The 19,220-nt window shown below is 43.9% G+C and carries 16 protein-coding genes; 1 reads left to right on the top strand and 15 read right to left on the bottom strand.

Translation table 11 applies throughout. From position 1 onward, the window contains the following. Window positions 1-25: 25 nt before the first annotated feature. From ACLWOR_RS14610 to ACLWOR_RS14550, 13 genes are all read right to left on the bottom strand, one after another. Window positions 26-1,666 carry a methyl-accepting chemotaxis protein gene (locus ACLWOR_RS14610; RefSeq protein ID WP_413941509.1) on the bottom strand — a complete coding sequence of 547 codons (1,641 nt, stop codon included), beginning with the start codon at window positions 1,664-1,666 and terminating at the stop codon, window positions 26-28. A 176-nt stretch (window positions 1,667-1,842) separates the two neighbouring features. Then, window positions 1,843-3,486, bottom strand: coding sequence for a methyl-accepting chemotaxis protein (locus tag ACLWOR_RS14605; protein WP_413941508.1), 1,644 nt, complete (start codon window positions 3,484-3,486; stop codon window positions 1,843-1,845). A gap of 216 nt (window positions 3,487-3,702) precedes the next feature. Beyond that, a complete protein-coding gene (locus tag ACLWOR_RS14600; RefSeq protein ID WP_413941507.1) occupies window positions 3,703-4,350 on the bottom strand; it encodes a hypothetical protein in 648 nt (215 codons plus the stop codon). Window positions 4,351-4,364: 14 nt separating this feature from the next. After that, on the bottom strand, window positions 4,365-6,461 hold the full coding sequence (locus ACLWOR_RS14595; RefSeq protein WP_413941506.1) for a tetratricopeptide repeat protein: 2,097 nt from the start codon (window positions 6,459-6,461) through the stop codon (window positions 4,365-4,367). Window positions 6,462-6,482: 21 nt separating this feature from the next. Then, window positions 6,483-7,238 (bottom strand): outer membrane beta-barrel domain-containing protein, encoded by a 756-nt coding sequence (locus ACLWOR_RS14590; protein ID WP_413941505.1) that lies wholly within the window; start codon window positions 7,236-7,238, stop codon window positions 6,483-6,485. Between the two features lie 15 nt (window positions 7,239-7,253). Then, the gene (locus ACLWOR_RS14585; RefSeq protein WP_413941504.1) at window positions 7,254-8,738 is read right to left on the bottom strand and encodes an AgmX/PglI C-terminal domain-containing protein; all 1,485 of its coding nucleotides are present in this window, start codon (window positions 8,736-8,738) and stop codon (window positions 7,254-7,256) included. A gap of 18 nt (window positions 8,739-8,756) precedes the next feature. After that, window positions 8,757-9,005: a hypothetical protein gene (locus tag ACLWOR_RS14580; protein WP_413941502.1), complete on the bottom strand. Its 249-nt coding sequence runs from the start codon at window positions 9,003-9,005 to the stop codon at window positions 8,757-8,759. 14 nt (window positions 9,006-9,019) lie between these two features. Beyond that, window positions 9,020-12,739 (bottom strand): tetratricopeptide repeat protein, encoded by a 3,720-nt coding sequence (locus ACLWOR_RS14575; protein WP_413941501.1) that lies wholly within the window; start codon window positions 12,737-12,739, stop codon window positions 9,020-9,022. 1 nt (window position 12,740) lies between these two features. Then, window positions 12,741-13,238 (bottom strand): ExbD/TolR family protein, encoded by a 498-nt coding sequence (locus ACLWOR_RS14570; RefSeq protein ID WP_413941500.1) that lies wholly within the window; start codon window positions 13,236-13,238, stop codon window positions 12,741-12,743. Window positions 13,239-13,242: 4 nt separating this feature from the next. Next, window positions 13,243-13,788 carry an ExbD/TolR family protein gene (locus ACLWOR_RS14565; RefSeq protein ID WP_413941499.1) on the bottom strand — a complete coding sequence of 182 codons (546 nt, stop codon included), beginning with the start codon at window positions 13,786-13,788 and terminating at the stop codon, window positions 13,243-13,245. A 52-nt stretch (window positions 13,789-13,840) separates the two neighbouring features. After that, the gene (locus ACLWOR_RS14560) at window positions 13,841-14,545 is read right to left on the bottom strand and encodes a MotA/TolQ/ExbB proton channel family protein (RefSeq protein ID WP_413941498.1); all 705 of its coding nucleotides are present in this window, start codon (window positions 14,543-14,545) and stop codon (window positions 13,841-13,843) included. After that, the gene (locus ACLWOR_RS14555) at window positions 14,542-15,138 is read right to left on the bottom strand and encodes a PilZ domain-containing protein (RefSeq protein WP_413941497.1); all 597 of its coding nucleotides are present in this window, start codon (window positions 15,136-15,138) and stop codon (window positions 14,542-14,544) included. Before ACLWOR_RS14555 ends, ACLWOR_RS14560 begins: the two co-directional genes overlap by 4 nt. Window positions 15,139-15,149: 11 nt before the next feature. Beyond that, window positions 15,150-16,202 carry a hypothetical protein gene (locus ACLWOR_RS14550; RefSeq protein WP_413941496.1) on the bottom strand — a complete coding sequence of 351 codons (1,053 nt, stop codon included), beginning with the start codon at window positions 16,200-16,202 and terminating at the stop codon, window positions 15,150-15,152. A gap of 685 nt (window positions 16,203-16,887) precedes the next feature. Here ACLWOR_RS14550 and ACLWOR_RS14545 point away from each other — a divergent pair. Continuing rightward, complete coding sequence (locus tag ACLWOR_RS14545) at window positions 16,888-17,961, top strand: HNH endonuclease (RefSeq protein WP_413941495.1); 1,074 nt, start codon at window positions 16,888-16,890, stop codon at window positions 17,959-17,961. Between the two features lie 116 nt (window positions 17,962-18,077). Here the strand turns inward: ACLWOR_RS14545 and ACLWOR_RS14540 are convergent, their stop codons facing one another. Together ACLWOR_RS14540 and mazG are read right to left on the bottom strand one after the other, a co-directional pair. Beyond that, complete coding sequence (locus tag ACLWOR_RS14540; protein ID WP_413941494.1) at window positions 18,078-18,275, bottom strand: hypothetical protein; 198 nt, start codon at window positions 18,273-18,275, stop codon at window positions 18,078-18,080. Window positions 18,276-18,375: 100 nt separating this feature from the next. Next, the gene (mazG, locus tag ACLWOR_RS14535; RefSeq protein ID WP_413941493.1) at window positions 18,376-19,206 is read right to left on the bottom strand and encodes a nucleoside triphosphate pyrophosphohydrolase; all 831 of its coding nucleotides are present in this window, start codon (window positions 19,204-19,206) and stop codon (window positions 18,376-18,378) included. Window positions 19,207-19,220 lie beyond the last annotated feature (14 nt).

Below are 19,220 nucleotides of genomic sequence, written 5' to 3'. Positions count from 1 at the left end.
GCCTCGCGAGAGCGGTTCGGGATTATCAGAAACCTTCAGTACTTCCAACCTTCGCACGTGTGTCTTCGTCGAATGGGATCATTTCAGCGGATTCTTTTGGGGCAGCAGGCTTAGCGGGGCGTCTCATTGCAATAACTTTGGCTTTTGCTTTTTGAGACGATGCTTTTGTTTCTGCTTTTGCGGTAGGCATAGGGACAGGGGACGTGTCCTCTGATTTTCCGCCCAAAACGGTGTGGTTCAGTTCCACTGTGAGACGTAAATTCGTCATCGCCAGATTGTTGATTTCGCCGCTGGTTGCCGCGATTTCTTCTGCTGAAGCGGCATTTGATTGCGATGCTTGATCGAGTTGGTTCATCGCTTTTCCAATTTGTTGAATACCAGTTGTTTGTTCCGAGCTGGCAGCGGCGATTTCATTGTTAAGGTCAGAAACTTTTTTGATTGAGTTCACGATGTTAGTAAGAACAGCACCGCTCTTGTCAGCAATTTGGCTGCCTTTATCGATTTGCTCAACTGATTCTTTGATCAGGCTTGAGATGTCTTTTGCGGAAGAAGCACTTCTTTGCGCAAGAGAACGAACAGCTTCGGCAACAACTGCGAAACCTTTACCTTGTTCGCCAGCACGAGCGGCCTCAACCGCCGCGTTCAAGGCCAAAAGATTTGTTTGGAAAGCGATATCGTCGATAACCGAGATGATCTCTTCGATTTTTTTAGATGATTGAGAAATTTCAGTCATTGAAGAAATCAAAGTCTTGATTTCATGTTCACCTGTTTCAGCTGCTTCGCGAGAAGAAACTGAAAGGGCGGCTGCTTGTTTTGCGTTGTCAGAGTTCATTTGCACCATTGAAGTCATTTCTTCAAGGGCTGCCACAGTTTCTTCAAGTGAAGCGGCTGCTTCCGTTGAAGATTGTGACAAGCTATTACCAGCTTCATTTAATTGTTCCACTGCAGATGCCACTTGATTACCAGCTTGTGCTAAGCTGTCAGCAATTCCGCCAACGGATTTAGAGATGCTTGCGCCCATCCACAAAAGAGTCGAGAAGATCACAAGGGCTGATACTATCGTAATGAGGATCAACATATTCAAAACAAAAGTGCGAGTGTCTTTAGCAATAACGGCATCGCGCTCGGCGACCTTCGTGTAGAGAGCGTCCACTTCACGGTTGAAATCGCGGACGATAGAGCCGTGTTTGTTGAAGGAGCCTGAGAGTTCAGCCTTCGCTTCAGTGATTGCCTCCGGTGTACCTTTTTCGAGAAGGCCCACGATTTTTTCCATAGATGCCAAAAGTGGTTTTACGGAGTCTTTGGCTTTATCGTGGATTTCAGCTTCGCCCTCGACAAATTTAGCATTCACATATTTCGTATAGTTTGTCGAAAACTCTTCCATTGCTTCGCGCGCACTTTTAACTCTTTTTGCGCGTTCTTCTGGATTGCCGGCGGCATCAATTCCCGACCACACTTGATAACCGAATTTATTGCGTGATTGGCGCATTTCACTGATCGCTTGCAGATTCGGGATGATCAATGTGTGAGCGTCTTCGATAATCACTTGTGTTTTGTTCAAACCATTCAGTGCGACTGAAAAAATAATTCCGAAGCCAATCATCGGCAAGAATGCTGCAAATAAGAGGCGACCTTTTAAACCGCGAAACCAAGAAGCGAGACTCATAATTGTTCCTTATATTTTGTGGGCTAAGATTGACTGTTTCTTTACAGAGAATTATTCGGCATCCGTACAACTGCGACATAGTCTAGATTTGCATACGCGAGTTTTTAATAAGTCTTACAAAGAACCCCGCCAAAAGACGGGGAATTAGTTAAGAAATTTCAACAAGAATTTGTCGACTAAAAACCTTGAGTGTTGCCGACTTTCGCTCTTTCATCGTCGTCGAACAGAATGGTCTCGATCGAAGTCTTGGTTTTTTCCATTTCCACTGGGCGGCGCATAGCAATCACATTGCCAGGTTTTCCCGCTGGTTTGGCTTTTTTATGAGCTTTTGCCGCAACGGTAGGGACAGGTGGAGTGTCCGAAGTTGTTGTGCCAAGAACGACGTTGTTAAGTTCGACTGTCAGACTTTGATTCGTAGCTGCGAGGTTGTTGATCTCACCACTGGTTGCGGCGATTTCTTCCGCAGAGGCCGCATTCGATTGCGATGCTTGATCAAGTTGATTCATGGCTTTGCTGATTTGTTGAATTCCAGTTGTTTGCTCTGAACTTGCAGCTGCAATTTCATTATTCAGATCTGAAACTTTTTTGACGGAGTTTACGATGTTCGCTAGGACAGTTCCACTTTGATCTGCGATTTGGCTTCCTGTATCGATTTGCGCAACTGAATCTTTAATCAAGCTTGTGATGTCTTTCGCGGCAGAGGCACTTCTTTGTGCCAGAGCGCGTACGGCCTCAGCAACCACGGCGAAACCTTTCCCTTGTTCTCCAGCGCGAGCAGCTTCAACGGCGGCATTCAAGGCCAACAAGTTTGTTTGGAAAGCGATGTCGTCGATCACGGAAATGATCTCTTCGATTTTTTTCGATGATTGTGAAATTTGATTCATGGATTCAATCAAAGAATGAATTTCGCGCTCACCAGTCTCAGCCGCTTCCTTGGAAGAAGCCGAAAGAGCTGCGGCTTGTTTTGCGTTATCGGAATTCATTTGTACCATGGATGTCATTTCTTCAAGAGCTGCAACTGTTTCTTCAAGAGAAGCCGCTGCTTCAGTGGAAGATTGGGACAAGCTGTTGCCGGCTTCGTTGAGTTGTTCAACGGAAGCAGCAACTTGGCCACCAGCTTCGGAAAGACGGGAAGCAATGGATCCAACACTGCTTGCTATACGAGAAGCAATCCATAGCAAGACAGAGAAAATCGAAATACAAGAGATCAGCGTCACTGCCAATGTCATGAAATTAGCATTATTAACTGACTCAACTGCCATTTTACTTTCGTTTGCCGCACGATCATTGTAGTACTTCATCGAGTCGCCGGTCATTTTGTGCATGACCGCTGCAAGCTCGACAATTCGGCCTTCCATAATGTTTTGTGCTTCCTTATAGCTTTCAGGTTTTCCCTCTTCGATAAGAGAAACGACTTTGTAAAGTGTGCCGAGATACTCGTCTTTGACTTTCAAAGCCGGAGCATATGCGGCCTCGGCTTCGGGAGTGAACGGGAAGGACTCGTAAAACTCCATGGCCTTTTTCATTTCATCAGCTGCGTCTTTCGCGATCTTCACACGCTCTGCTTTTTTGTCAGGATGTTCCTGACTGGCGATAGCAGCCCATACATAGTAACCGAATTTGTTGCGGGCTTGGCGCATTTCCCCCAGGCCTTGGATGCTTGGAATGACATCGGTGTTAGCACTTTTAAGAAGGGCAGCCAGACTGCCTAGGTTAGAGTGAGAGATGGTGTAAACGATTGCAAACCCTACTATGGGCATTGCGGCCGCGAATAGCAGTTTACCTTTAATTCCTCGGAACCAGGAAGATGGAGAGTTCATGGGAATCCTTTTGTCTTGTTAAGTTGATCATTAGCCTACTAATAAAAATCCAGAACAATCTTCGGGATGCCCGATGAGATATTAAGGCTAGTTTTTTATCTTGGATTTAATAAATGCCACGAAGGTCGAGTTGGAATATGAGAGGAAAAACGAAAAAACCCCTCTGAGAGGACTCAGAGGGGTTTTAAATCTTTGGATACTAGGACCTTTGGATTATTATTTTACTTCGGCAAGTGAGTTATAAGAATCGCTGATCTTTTTCTGTCTTTCAACTTCAGAAGACCAACGTTTGACCTCACCTTGGTAACCTTTTTGTTTACCCTTCCACTCTGTCTCTTCGGAAGCTAGACCACGCATTTTTTGACCTACTTGTTCGTTTTGCTCTCTGAGAGTTTGAGCGCGAGAGCCCCAAATTTTCTTCTCTTCACCCAATTGATTGAGTTGAAGTTGGTAGTCCGCGATATTCGCTTCGCGTTTTTTCTGATTCTCTTTGATCTTCGCGATGATCACTTCAAGCTCTTGAATTTTTTGATTCTCTTGAGCCATTTTGTTTTTCTCATCGTTGATCAAGTTATTAAGTTCTTTTTCCTGTCCGCCCACTTTACCCATAGCCTGGTTGTTTTCTTCCATTTGTTGGCGCAATTGTTTTTGTTGGCCTTCAACCTGAGCTTTGGCTTTGTTGACTTCCGCAAGGTTGCCCTCAACGGTTTTCAAGTTCTTTTCATACTCGGACAAGTTTGCTTTCGAGTTATCAAGGTTTGTCTTGATTCTCTCAAGTCCTTCTTTTGCCGTATGCTGAGCATGAGCAGAGAAGGAGATAAGAAGTCCTAAAGTTACTGTCGTTGCAAAGTTTGAAAATTTCATAAAGTCATCCTTCCTTATTGATCAGCCATTCCAGCTACGTTTGATTCTTGTGCACATACGTTTTTGAGTGATGAGCGGTAGTGACCTACTTCATCTTCCCAGATTTCGCCTTTGAATTTCCAGTTCAAACTTTTCTCTTGTTCAACTTTTAATTCAGGACGTTCTTTTTCGTTTACTTCACCACCAGCCATTTGATAGCGGATGTGCTCACCAGCGCCTGAGTACAATTCATACTTCAGGACTTCGTTCTGGTCGAGGACGCGATCCAAAGCGGCAAGCATGTCACCGAAGCGACCTTGCAATGCTTTAGAAGCTGTTTCACGCATGCCTGTTTTTTCTTTTTCAATACGAGCTAAACCAGCTGTGCGAAGATTTTTAATCGATGCACGTGCTTTCTTAGCAATATGGTATTGAATACGGTAACTCATCAGCTTGCGTTCTGCTTTTTCGATATTCGAACCGCCTTTTTTTGCATCCGCAAAATCTTTATTTGCGGAAGCTTGTTTTGCAGTCAGTTCGCGCTCCATTTTAATAAGCGTCAAAGCAATTTTGTTGAAGCGAGTAATCTCGTCCTCATAGCTATTGATTTGCTTTTGCAAATTCATATAAGCAGGGTGACGAGCTAGTTCCACGATGAATGAACGTGGCAAACCGTCAACTTCTTTGAGGTCCGAGTTTTTCAACCAGCCTTTTACGGTGTCGTAGTAAGCTGTCGTTGATTTGTGAGTCGCTGCATACTCTTCCAATTTCTTTTTCCATGGAGAGTAGCGTTTGTTCATCTCTTGCAAGATCTGAGCGCCGTCACCGTATTGGCACAGATTTAAGTAGCCAACAGTTCTGACAACGTAAGATTCTGGAGCGAACGCATTTTTAAAGAAGTCCGTGTGAAGAGAGAACATGTTCCCTGCAGCACCTTCATAGTCCTCACTCAAGATTTGAGTCCAAGCGCTTTCAACCATCGCTTGCAACCAAAGTGGGTTGGACTTATCAACCTTTAAGTAAGATTGGAAAGCTTCTTTATATTGGCTTTTTTGGAATTGGATACGAGCCAATGTCAAAGCACCAATAGCACGAATTTGTGATGTCTTATTCGACTCGGTCAACTTCATCAAGTTCTCAAGAGTGTAAACGGCTTCGTCTACTTTACCTTGACGATAGTTGAAAAGAGCACTCAAGATCAAAGCATCTGGATAACGGGGAGACGTCTCTGGAATATAAATCAAAGCGTCTTCAACCATACCCAAGTTACCCTTTTCAGAGTAGTACTTCGCACGAGTCAATTGATACTCTTCGTTTTTAGTTACGTCGAGATCGTATTTAGTCACAAGAGGGTCAATCAAAGCTACATCTGAGTTTTTGATATCAGCTACGCTGCTGATCAAAGCTTCAGTTGCTTTTTGTTGCCAATCTTTGTTTTTAGTTTCTTGAACCACTTTCATCATGTATTCGCGATATTCAGAGCTTAAGCCCAATGCTTTTGCTGTCATCGCGTATTGATAAAGTGCTTCCAAACGGTGTTCTTTGTCGTCCATCAACTCTGCAAAAAGAGCCATCGCCAGCTCATAGTTTTTTTGCATATCAAGGAAGATCAAAGCTTGTAAAAGTTTGTAGTCGTTTGGCTTCATCTCGTCGATTTTAACCAAAGACACATGAGGTTCCGTCGTTGCAGGGTCTGCAATCGGACTCAAAACTTTCACGTCTGGAATTTTGTTAAATGCTTCTGAATTCGTCACAACTTTCGCATTTGCAACTGGTGTTACATTGTAACGGGCTGCGATGCTTGCTGTGATCAACTCTGGTGACGGACGACGCTGCACTTGGCGAACTTGTACGTCACGAGAAGCGGGGAGACGCAAAGGACTGACAGCCGTTGCGTTGACTTGACGTTCCTCGCCGATATCCAGGCGAGGAATGTTTTTAACTTTGGATACTTCCACTTTTCCATTTACGACTTTCTTGTTGTAAAGTTCGTAAGTTGGAACTTGGCTGGTTTTTACACGCATATTCTGAGCTGCCGGACGAGCTGTCTTTTTAACATTCAAACCCGAATCCGCAGTTGCCACGTTATAAATCAATGGCAATGTCACAAGTAGGCTGATCGTCTTCTTCATATGTTCCCCCCGGAACTATCCCTAGTGCCAGTAAGTAAATCCGATTAATAGCGAAGTATCGTTCACTGTTGATGAACCAAGCTGTGCTGGGTTCGCAGCAGTGTATGGTTTGCGGTCTTCTTCGGCCCATGTGTTATTGAAATCTAAACGTAAGGCAAAGTGCTCAGCGAAGAAAATTTGCTGAGTGACGCCTACTTTATAAGCGAAAGTATTTTTTGCCTCAGAACCCGTGTCACGTTGGATAGAGTAATCCAAAGTACCCGCACCCAAAGAGAAACCCATATCGAAGTAGATAATGTGTTTATCCATGAAGCTCATTTTCGCATAAAGCGGAACGAACGTTACTGATGCAAGGATTGAAGACTCAAAGAAGTTATAGTCTGGAGAAGTACCACCCAAGCTTGTTTTAAACTTGTGAGTACTGTCACCATCTTCAAAATTACCCTTGTTATAGGCAACGTCAACGCCCCAGCGTTCATTGAAGAAATAACCGACTTGCGCCCCGAAGATTGTACCTTTCGCGAACGGGTCATTGATAGGAGTACCACCAACTGCAGAAAAGAAAAATCTTTCTGCTTTAGTATAGCGACGGTTTTGAACAACGCTAAAATCGTCGTCTTTAGCCGCCCAATATTTTTGTTCAAGTTTTTTAATATCTAGTTTATCGCTTCCACGTGAATCAGATGGTGCAGCTGCTGGCTTGTCGCTCGCTTGTTGCGCCATAGCTTGCGATGCTGTCGCTGCCAAGATGATCACTAAAATTGCCTTCTTCAACATGATAGAACCCCCGTCCTAGTTTGTACTCTTGAATAAAAATGGATACGTCACAAGCACTCGAGTTCCGCCTTGTGGGGCAGGGAACTTCCATGCTGCAACCTTATTCAATATACATCCTTCGACGGTTGCGTTTTTCAGTGTAGTATTACCAATCAATTGTTGTTCAACTTTACCAGATGGACCGATCGTGAATTTCACCGCTACTTTACCGTACAAGCCAGCGTTTGAGCTGAGTTGACGTTCGTAACAGTAAAGGATCTGACCCAATTGTGATTTGATATATTGAGCGATGATATCGCGGTCCAACCCGCCAGTGATCTCACTCTCTTCTTCGATCAAACCAACACCGCCAGAACCTGTTCCGCCAGCAGCAAGACCGCCCATACCTGAAGCACTCTTACCACCGCCACGACCCGCAGTACCGATCACAACTGTGCCGCCAGTACCTTCGTTACCCCAGTCACGACCAGAGCGTTCGATGTTACCAACAGCCGCAAGACCACGACCTGAAGGGCCTGAGCCTGCTTTGATACCGTTTGCTACGACGATGTTACCGCTTTTCGCAGCTTGCGCAGAAACTTTTCCGAGCAACTGAGAAATACGTCCACCGTTCAAAGATTTCAACATACCAGCCACTTTGTTGGGAGCTGGAGGAGCCTTGTCAACTTTCGCTTGGTTCGGAACAGCAGGAGCCGATTGTGGCTTCTGTTGAACAACTTGCTGCTGTGGTGCAGGAGCTGGAGCTGACTGACGTTTCTTTTTAGGTTTCAATTCAGTTTTAACTACGATTTTTTGCACTGGTTTTGGTGGAACGGCTTCTGCTACAACTTCTTTCTTAGGAGAGAAGATGCTCACAGTCACCATCAACAATGCCACTCCAAGAAGAGCGTAAACGCCTTTCTTAGAATCTTTGTCGATCACCTGATCCATTGACATGTGGCCAAGTTTTGAAGCGTCTTCCAAAGAAATAGTTCTTTGGCTGACTTCCAATTCTCCCACCATTTGTGTTTTCCACTCTGTCGTTTGCACCGGAGTGACCCACACAGGAGTCAAAGCCATTGTCGGCTTGAATTTTTTATTCAGAGGAAGAAGTTTTGTTTCAACAACTTTACCTGCTTGGCGCACCATAAAGAGTTGGAACTTCTTATCTGTTGATCTGGCTTCTTGGCCGGCTTTTTCAAGACGGAGAAAGAGGTCTGCTTGTTTTAGCACTGGACTGAGTGCAAGTGTGCAATCGCCAAGGTCAATCGTTTGATCCTTGTCCAATGCAATAGCAGGGGAGCCAGAGAGCTCAGCTGATTTATTCATATCAAGGTTAACGTACCACCACTTATTGTCGCGGAACTCGAACATACCTTGAAGACCCTTGGTGTCTGCAGAAATGGAAATCATGTCCGCCAGGCGCGAAGAGCCGAATGTGTAATTAGTTTTGTTTGAACGCAATTTCCATGTTTTTACAGTCCCATTTTTAAGGGACTGACGTACCATCAACGTGAGCATGAAACACCTCGTAATATATTAATTTAGGTACAATGCCGATTCGCGAATACGACCATCCATATCTTTCTGCACATCATAGAGAGGCATAAATTTAATGCCTCGCTTTTGCACAAGATAGGCGCCGTCAGGATTACGAATCGTACCCTTAAGGTTCATCTCACCGAAATTGACTTCTTGGACTTTACGGACTGTTCTTTGTTTGGCAAAGGCAGTCGCAGTTGTTCCCAAGAGTATGAAAACGATCATCGTTTGGATGAAAGATTTCACTTGTACCCTCCATACTACAAGTCTCCCGAGATTACGTGCTGACCGACTTTGTTTTGATTTTTAATAAACTGTATCTTTTTCCCTAACCACTCACGAAGCTCCGCCTGACCACTAGCAGCTTTAAAAGCTCTTTCATAAGAGTCTAAAGCGGCAGTCGGGCTGGATTTGTAGGTCTCGAACAAGTGTGCTTGTTGTAACAACATATCGACATTGTCTCTTTTGAACTGCAACAGATCTTTCGCCATCGCAAGAGCTTTGTCGGTTTCGCCTTTTTGGGCGTAAGCTTCACTCATCACAGGTCCCACATTCAAAGTATACAACTGTTCTTTATTGAGCGCAGAGAATTTTTCAACTGCGTTCGTAAAATCTCCCTCTGAGAATGATTTCACTCCAGAGAAAACCTTCATCTCAAGAGAAGGCAGTTGCATGTCTAAAACTTTTTCGAAAAACGGCATCGCCGCAGTCAAGCCATCTGCTTTGTAAGTCAGACGTGCTTTTTGGTACACGAATGGAGCCGCTTCAGGTTGAAGTTTTAAACTTGCTTCGATCATCCAAAGGGACTTATCGGCAAAACCTTTACCTTCTGCACCCAAACTTGCATAAAAAAGACCGAGTGCGCGAGTTTCTTTATTCTTCGCCAGCTCTAAACCAAGACGCTCTACCATCTCGTACTGTTTAGAAGAATGACAATTTGCTGCAAGTTCGAAAGTGTTCAAATTTGCGATAGCACCAGTCATGATTGCGGATCTATTGCATGAGAACTTAGCTCCTGCTTTCGTATCAAAACGAGACACGCTTCCGATTGTCATATCAGCTGTCGCAGGTAAGAACACTGTCATTTGCTCTGGAGCAGGGTAGCGGGCGATAGCTGGCAAAGATTGATCTGGGCGAATGCTCGCGTAAGATCTCTCTGCTGTTGCCGTCTGGCCTTTAGACGCTGCTAGAACTTTCAATTTGGCTTCGTTTTCGTTTTTCTTCTCTTGGATTGGAGCTGTCAATTTAGCTAGTTCCGCACGAAGAGTTTCTTTATCCGCTGGGCTTAGTGAAGCAGGCAACGGCATGCTTGTTAAGCTCTCGATGTAGTTGCCGTAGCAGCGGTCGATACCGCGCATAGCTTCAAGTTGCTGATAAGGATCTTTGCTCATTTTCAAAGTCGAGAAGTATGCAGTATGAGCTTTGTCGAGTTTCTCGGTTTTAATACCAAGGACAACTGCGAATTTGGACTCACTTGCTTTCACGCTTTGTTGTACCAACTCTTTTTCCAAGACTTTAGCTTGGAGAAGGCGAGCCTCAGCGCGGACCTCTGGAGGTGCGCTACGACCGTTGGCTTTCATAGCCAGGTCAAATGCTGCTGTCGTTTTACCAGAATTGAAAAGTGCATTTGCACGATCAATCATGATTTGCGTTGAGTATGGCTCCAGACCTTTTGCCAAGATTTGGTTTTGCAATTTCTCAAGCTCACCAGAGCGCGGTTCGTTTTTATAAGAGTCAATCAACTTACCATAGATACGCTCAAGAGTTTTATTGTCTGCTTGAGCTAAGATTCCGTTGTAAGCGGCGCGAGCTTCTTTTAATTTTTTCTCCAGAACATAGATATCAGCGGCAAGTTCCAAATGTGTGTTGCGGTTTTTCTTATCGAGATCCGCAATTTTCAATAAAGTCTCAGCTGATTTTGAAATTTGGCCAACATCAGCGTAAGCTTTCGCTGCTTCTTTCATCGCATCCAAATTACGTTTGTCATCTGGATATTTTGCCACGTATTTTGAGCTGAGTTCCGCAGCATCAAATACTTTACCGTCAGCATATTGAATACTGAGTGCTTGCCAAAGAGCGTCTTGGGCCAATTTCGAGCCTTCGTGTTCTTTTGCGAATGCCAAAAGTTTTGTGACAGCTGCACTTTTCTCTCCAGATTTAGCTGCTTCTTGCACTTGCGTAAAGTGAGCTTCTTCTTGGATTTTGTTCATGCTTTTCTTACGTTCTGCATCTGAAGTCCCAGATACGATTTGTTTTGAAAAGGCTTGAATACCTGCGTAGTCCTTTTTGATATTGAGCATATCAAGGACAAGGTCCTCGGATTTTCTGCGGATGTCGGCATCTTTGGAAGTCGTCAAAGGTCTTAAGATTTTCTCTGCTTCTGCGTAATTAGCTTCTTCATAGGCTATGTGACCCAACTTGAAAGTTACGCCAGTGACATATTTTCCTTTTGGATGTTTTGTCATGTAGTTCGCAGCCAAAGCTTTACGTTCTGCTTCTTTAGCAGGATCTTTTTCTTTCAATTTCTCGATTGCTTTTTCTTTCGAGAAAAGGGCAGCGTAGTCTGCGTCATGTTTCATAGTGGTGTCAGTTGTTTTGTCGCCGACCATTTTGTATTGAGCGCTGGCTTCGTCGAATTTTTCCAATTGGAAAAGAAGCTCACCATAGGCATAACGAGTTTTTAGATCTGGTTTTGCTGGGTCTTCGTTATCCATGATCAACTTGAATAGATTTTGCGTCAGCTCAGAGAACTCGACGTTTTTCTTATTCTTAAGCCAAATCTCCCACCATTTTTTAGCCATATCGAGAGTGACTTTGCGGAAATTATCATTACAAGATTCCTCGACCACTTCGATTTTTTGCATCGATCTCCATGGAGAATCTTTTTTACAAAGCTCACTGGCGTAAGTCAGATGTTCAATAACTGCGTCACGTTTTTTCAAGTCTTCATTGGCTTCAACAAGGGCCAAGTGGGATTCTACAACGTCAGGACCTGTTGAGCGTTTATTGATGTATTCACCCAAGAATACGTTCATCTCTTTTTGACGGCTATGAGAAGCATAAAGTTTCGCGAGATCTGAGATCGCTTGTCCCAATTCTTCTTCGGTCGCAAGGTCTTCAAAGAAAGAATAGAGTTTGTTCGCTGGATAAGATTCACCCACGAAAATCGTCAAGTCACGCATAGCTTCACGACGTAGATTGTGGCGGTTTGTTGGAACCTCACCATCACGGAGTGGGGGATTGGCTTTAACAACTTCAACAAGCTTTTTCGTTGCAAGGTCGTTTTCGTGAAGGTTGTAAAGTGTCCAAGCAGCTTTGTACATCCCGTAAGAGTAAACACGGCTGTTCGGATATTTATTTAATTTATTGAAATTTTCAAGAGCCGCAGAGAATTGCTTTTGATCGTATTGCAATTCACCCAGTGCCAAAGTTCCGTCGGGGATCAAAGAAGATTTAGGGAACTTTGCAAGGAGCTTTTCGTAGTGGCCCATAGAAGCTTTGTATTGGCCCACTTGTTGGTTGGCGAAGGCATTATTGAAAAGGACCGCATCCATGTCTTTGTACTGTGGAAAGTCGATTTCAATTTTAGTATAGATTTTAATCGCGCGTTTGACGGCCTCAGAACCTTTTTCGTTTGGTACTGGGAATGGAGAGAGTTTCATCAAAGGCGTGTTTTGGTGCATTTCAAAGAAACGGCCGGATTTAGAACGGCGCATGTACATTTCAGCAAGGCGATACCAAAGATCTGCCTCGTTTTTTGAACCTTTTTGTTTTTTGATAACACCTTGCAGTGATTCGATAGCTTTGTTTTCAGAGCGAGTGATCATCATCTCACTACTGAAAGCCTTTTTATCATTTTCGTCTTCGGCATTTTCTTGGATGCGAACTTCAGGCAATAGACCTTTCGTGTTTTTATCTATTGCGAAGGCTGCGATGGATACAAGATGGAAAGCTATTAGAAGAACCACTGCGCGTGTCATATTATTCTCCGACCAAAGTCACTAGCTTCATTTGCGGGAAGCCCGCCATGGAAGCCGTATACATCACCTTTCTCAAAGTTGAGTAAGGAAGAGAGCGATCTGCTTGAAGCAAGATTTTGCCGTCTTTGATGTGTTGTTTTGCTGCTGGATCTTTTGCAAGTTTATCCAGTTCCGCAAAGAGAGGTTTAATAAAGTTAGTGTCTGAAGACTCCAAATCTTGCGGAAGGAAGTCTGTGTCCTTCACGTCAGCAAGTTTGGTTTGATCCATCTTAAGCGCTGTCGCACTCAAAGATAGTTTCACAGCTTCAGTTGGATTCGTCGTCGTTGCTGATTGCGGAAGACGAAGACCGTTTTCCGGAATGATCTGAACCTCAGACGTCGAATAAGTTTGTAGAAGGAACACGAGCATGATCGTGAACATGTCCGTCATAGACGTGATGTTCAGAGTAAATGTCGAGCTCTTTTTCTTTGGAAGGCTGTATCTTTGACGGCGTGACATAGTGTTAGCCCTCCATCATGTTAGTGAAGACAATCTCTGGAAACATATAGTTTGTTTCCACGTTCTTGCCTTGTTTCGTATCAAACACTGGGAATTTAATGCTGTTGTCGCGGGATTGACGAACTTCATCCATCACTTTCACAACTTCGTCGTACGGAACTTTTCCGTCTGGATTCAACTCAAGTTTGAAAACTTCAGGATGTGCTTTTTTAATAGCAATCAGTTTTTGGTGAAGGACGGGGTAGTCGAATGCGCCGTTTTTCAAAGGCACAGTGTCAACGTTTTCCTTCCCTTTTTCCGTTACTATAATTTGGATGCCGTCTTTGGCAGTAAGCTCAAGAGCAACCGTCGTTGGTTTCTCTTTTTGTTCTTCACGTTGAATCGCTTCGCTAACAACCTGAGGCAACTCTGACTCGATGACCATCATTTGCACGAATGCAGAAGAGACAAGGAGTACCGGAACCAGCTTTACCATCACGGCAAGAAGCGGTGCCAAGTCGAGTTCGAACTCACTGTTGTGATCAATATGAATCTTTTTAGCTCGTCTCATAAATCATCCCGTTTGCTAAATTTTAATTACGCCCACCGCAGACAAAAGCTTCTTAAGAAGCTTTTGTAGGAGGAGGAGTTGCTTTCGGAGCAGAAGGCTGATCCGGGAAAACAGTCGCGCGTGAAAGGTTCGGGATGTGAGCGCTAGTTAAAAGCTCTGTCAATTTAGTTGTTTTCTCTTGGAGATCTTCAAGCAAAGAGTTTTGGCGTGAAGTCAAGAAAGAGAAGAACACCATCGCAGGAATCGCAACCGCAAGACCCAACGCTGTTGTATACATCGATACGGAGATACCAGACGCCAAAAGAGCTTGCTTTTGAGCAGGGTCCGCAGATGCAACCGCTTGGAACGAAAGGATCAGACCGTGGATTGTACCCAAAAGACCCAAAAGAGTCGCAACGTTGGCAAGCATCGAAAGATAGTGCAAACGTTTTGTGTACAAAGGAACGTTTTCTGACATTGCGATATCATGTGCTTGGAAAATAGTATCGTCATCGCGATCTGCTTTTTCCAAAATAGTTTTAAATGCAGCAGCAAGAGGTTTTTTCTCTAGTTGTGCACAAAGAAGTAAAGCTTCATCAAGTTTTTTAGCCAAAACGAGGTTTTGGATTTTACCCATGAACTCATCAGAGTTCATACCATACTCTTTATAGAGCATTTTTGCGCGTTCAGCGACTAGAACCAAAGAACCGACACCTGTCAGTAGGATAACCCAACCGACAACGCCGGACTCATTCATAAATTTGATAAATGCCATCATAATGTTTCCCCCTTGGCAACGCCACCGCGTGACCATTTAGTTAGCTGATTTTTTCCATGGTCTTGCACTTGGAGGAAACGAACTGCATAATGCAAACCTGATTTTACGTTGAGTCTTTGCTTTGAAAAATTCTTACGAACAATCTCTGCTAGGACATTAAAAGATACTGGATTTTTTTCGCTTTCGCGAAAATGGATGAGAACCTTCTGTTCAGGAAGAAGAAGGGGATCGTTCAAAAGAACGAGTGCTCCGTTTTCACTGACAGATTGAGTTTCGCCATCAAAAAAACTGTGATCATTGTGAGCGTAGACTGGGACCACGAGATCAACACGTGGATGCTTACGCTCAGTAAAAGCGCCTGCCAAGTGATCTTTCGTTTCGATCAAGCGGCAAAGGCGGTCTTTGGAAAATTCCTGAAGTTCTCCCACCAGAGTCCAGTTTTCCAAGTGCGGAGCCCATACGAAGTTATAATCGTACAGCTCTCCGGTTTGGATCATCGTGATCAAGGATTTATACTCGTAGGGACCGTATTTCATTTCCCCACGGAGTACATACCATTCTTGACCCGTTACTGCTTGTTGTGCCCCACCCATACAACTTCCTTTTAGTTTTCCAGGCTTACTGGATAGTAGTCGATTTTCACTGATGAGTTCGCGCCAGGTGCTGATGTGCCATGGAAAGTGATTGTCATCTCTGCCGGATCGTAAGTGTAACCGTTCACTGGATCTTCTGCGATTTGAACGCCATCAACGTAAACTTTAAGAGTGCTTAAATCTGGTTCACGTGAAAGTTTGAACACAGAAGAAAGAGTGATGATGTTGTTTGAGATAACATCAAGTGAAGTACCGAAGTTACCGCACAAAGAAGCTTTCACACCTTTTGTCAAATCAGCAAGTGCTGGCAAACGAGTAGAAACAGTTCTGTTGAAACCGTCTGTATTCAATTGTGTTCTGCAAGCGTTTGAATCAACAGTGATAACACTCACGTTGAAGTTACCGCTACCAGACAAGCTGTTAAGGAAATCAACGTAGTTTTGAACTGGATAACGATTGCCACCGCTCTCGAAAGCTGAAGAAGGACCAGAAGAGTCTTCTTCGTCGCTCACCATGATAACTGCAAGGAAAGCCTCTGGGCGACGGAAAGCAGCGTTACGAGAATCAAGAAGCGTTTGTTTCATACTCTCAAGAGGACGTTCGTCACCGTTACCGATCGTACCTTGTTTTGCATTGATAGAGAAAACATCCGTAAGGTTTGGAGTGTTTTGGTCCATCACGAAATAACCAGAGTGGGTTTCAATTTTAGGATTTTTCTGAAGCACGGCACCGTCTTTAATCATCGAGAGATTGCTGTTTGCATCGAACTGTCTTGCCCAAGCTTCAGTAGTTGTAACCGCCATACGGAAGTCAAAACCTTGAGTTTGGAATCTGTTGATGAACGAAGAGAAGCTCGCAGCCAAGTTATCTTGGGAAGTTTTCATTGAACCTGAGTTGTCGATAACCCAAAGGATATCTACTTTCTTAGGAACGAAAACTGCTTCCTGCTTGAAGTCATCGCCATCTTTCAAGATGGAGAAAGAGCCTGCGCCCTTGCTACATGCAGTAAGTGCTGCAATTGCTGTCGCCATCATAACTACTTGGCATGCAACTTTGTTCATCATACGGTTTGCCCTCCTGAGCCCCACCATGCTTCTTGTTGGAATCAGTTTCGTAGAAAATCCATGAAAACTAAAATTCGTGGTAAATGCCTGATTTTGTTTTTTATTTTTTTAAGACGCTCATTTTGAGACACGCTAAGTGGTCGAAAAGATTCGGAAAGCCTTAAGCACCTATGTTCGAAATATTTTTTCGCTGTCGAACTTGTCATCAGTTTCTGCTGAATTAAAAAAGAAATTACCGCCCAAGCCCGCGTATTTCTGGGAAATCTAGACGTAGTGAAGAACTTCTAGACGACGTCGAGAGAATGATTGGAGCTAAAGTAGGATCGAGAGTGCGAGATTTTGGTCTGAATTGGAGGGGGGCGGCGGCTGCTCGATGCTTATCGAGGGATCTGCTCATCAAATCTACCTTCCGCGACGATGGCAGTGGTGCGCAATATTTGATTACAAATTGATTGTTTTAATATTTCAGTTTGACTGGGGTTTTAGTGACTTTTCATTCGAGAAATTAACATACCGTTGGTGCCCATAATGACATCCTATTTCGCTCTATTGGCAGTCCCAAGCGATCATCTTTTCAAAATCGCGATCCTACTTGTGAATTCAAACAAAGTTTAATCATGCTCCTATAGAGGCGAAGAATTTAATTCTGAAAAGTCGTGATAGAACATTTCGGAGAGGGAGAAGTATGAAAATCAATTTGAATGTTAAAAGAATTTCTGATGAGTTGTTAGTTACCCAAGTGAAGTACTTGGTTCAGAAGGAGCGTGAAACGACGGTTGTGATTTTGCGCCATCTGCGTGAAATGGATGTTCGTAAGCTTTATATTAATTATGATTGTTCTTCGATGTATAAGTATTGCATCAAACATTTGAAATATACCGAAAGCCAAACTCAGCGTCGCCTCTCTGCTGCGCGATTGTTAACTGAGTTACCTGAGCTTGAGCAACGTGTTCAGGATGGGGACTTAAGTCTGACTAATTTATCTAATATTCAAAGTTTTGTGCGAGCAGAGAGTGCTGCGAACTGTCCACTTGATAAAACTGCAAAATTGGAGCTAGTTGCAAGTCTGGAGAACAAGTCAACTCGCCAGGTGCAAAAAGAGTTGATTGGTAAATCTCATCAGCCCCTTTTGTTGGCAGAAAAATTTAAAGTGACCGGTCAGGAGTTGAGTTTGATTACTTCCCGAGGGCGCGAAGGCGAGCAGATACAATATCAATCTTTTGAGGCCTTGCTTGGGCCTGAACAGCTGGAACTTTTGCAAGAATTCAAAAACTTTTATGCACATGAGTTGGGAGATATGTCGAATTATGCCGTACTGAAGTTTCTCTTGGAAAGGGCAGTTGCTCACAAGAAGAAAAAATTAGGATTGCTGTCAAAAGAGAAAAGCGTAATTTCAACAATTGATCACGCGGTAAAACCTGATAATGCATCACTGCCATTGTCGCGAAAGGTAAAGTCTGATGAAGTCAAAGAGAGCGGTAGAAAAGAGAAGGGAGATCGAACAGAAATTAAACCTATTCGGACGGCAGTTTCTGTACAAGTAAGAAGAAAACTTTGGGCTCGAGCTGAGGGTTGTTGTGAACATATAGATCTGTCAAGCAAACAAAGATGCAGTTCAAAATTTGCATTGGAAGAAGATCATATTCATCCAGTTGCTCTTGGTGGAAAAAATAATTTGGAAAATCTGCGGCTACTTTGCAGAGCACATAATTCTCGTCGGGCTATTAAGACTTTTGGGGTTTATCGAGGACCGGGATAATTTCGAGTGAGGTAGAGAGAGTGCTAGTGAAGGAGTGAGAGAGAGCAGGAGTGTGGCTCCTCCATCGAGATGAAGAATGTCAGATCCACATCCCGCCTGAGGTGCCTCAAAAAACACTAATAATGATTAATCCGAACGCGATGTCCTTCGCTATCGTAGACTTCACTCAATTCACCGTCGCGTTTGTTCCAGCTATCACGGATTTTTTTATCGATCGAGGCTTCTTCCTGTTTTTGTTCGACAGGTGGAGGCACCGGAGCTTTATGTTTTACGCCGCGTATTTTATCGATCAGATTTTTTAGAGGGACTGCCATAAGTCCTCCTGTGTGTTGACTGCTCTTTTATTATAGCACTTGGAGCGGGCGTAGGAGGGAAGTGGTGAAAGACAGAGCTTTCACCAGACGTAAGAATGAATTATTTCTTATTCTTCAGAATGGCTTTTGCCTTCTGCCAAAATTGCTCTTTTTCTTCCAAAGTCAAAGCATGCCAGTCTTTCCCGTCACCCGAAGCCACTTCAATCATCTTTGCAAAGCGCGATTCAAAGCGCGTATTCGCTTTACGCAAAACTTGTTCAGGCTCCATATCCAAGTGACGACCAAGTTGCGCTAACGAAAACAGCACATCTCCTAGTTCGTGTTCGATCTCTGCGTTCACGCCTTCATCGAGGGCTTCGCGAAGCTCGTCGAATTCTTCTTCCACTTTCAACATCACAGCCGGAACATCATCCCAATCAAATTGCAATTTTTCTGTACGTTTGCCGATTTTGTAGGCTCTTTGTAGGGCGGGAAGAGGAGGAACATTGAGGTTAAACGCCGCACTGCCGGATGATTTCGCGGCTTCGGCTTTCTCTGCTTTTTTGATTTCTTCCCAGTTGCGAATAACTTCAGCAGAGTCGGCAACTGCCACATTTGCAAACACATGCGGGTGGCGACGAACAAGTTTTTCAGAAATTCCAGCGATCACATCTTCTAAAGTAAAAGCTCCTCTTTCTGCCGCTAACTGTGTGTGCAGAACGACTTGAAAGAGGACATCTCCTAATTCTTCTTTGATTTTTTGATCTTTGATCGCTTGTGGATCTGGAGATTCCAAGGCTTCTACTAATTCGTGAGTTTCCTCAATGGCGTATTGAGTCAATGTCTCGTGAGTTTGTTCCTGGTCCCAAGGGCAGCCGCCAGGTCCGCGAAGACTGCGAACGATCTCGACTAAGGACTCAATATGACGTAAGTTAGAGGGAATTTTCGACATTGATGGCCTCGACT

Origin of the sequence: Bdellovibrio sp. HCB2-146, assembly GCF_047345725.1 — a bacterium.
Lineage (GTDB): Bacteria > Bdellovibrionota > Bdellovibrionia > Bdellovibrionales > Bdellovibrionaceae > Bdellovibrio.
Note: the sequence above shows the minus strand (reverse complement) of the source record. Positions and strands in the feature narration are given on the sequence as shown.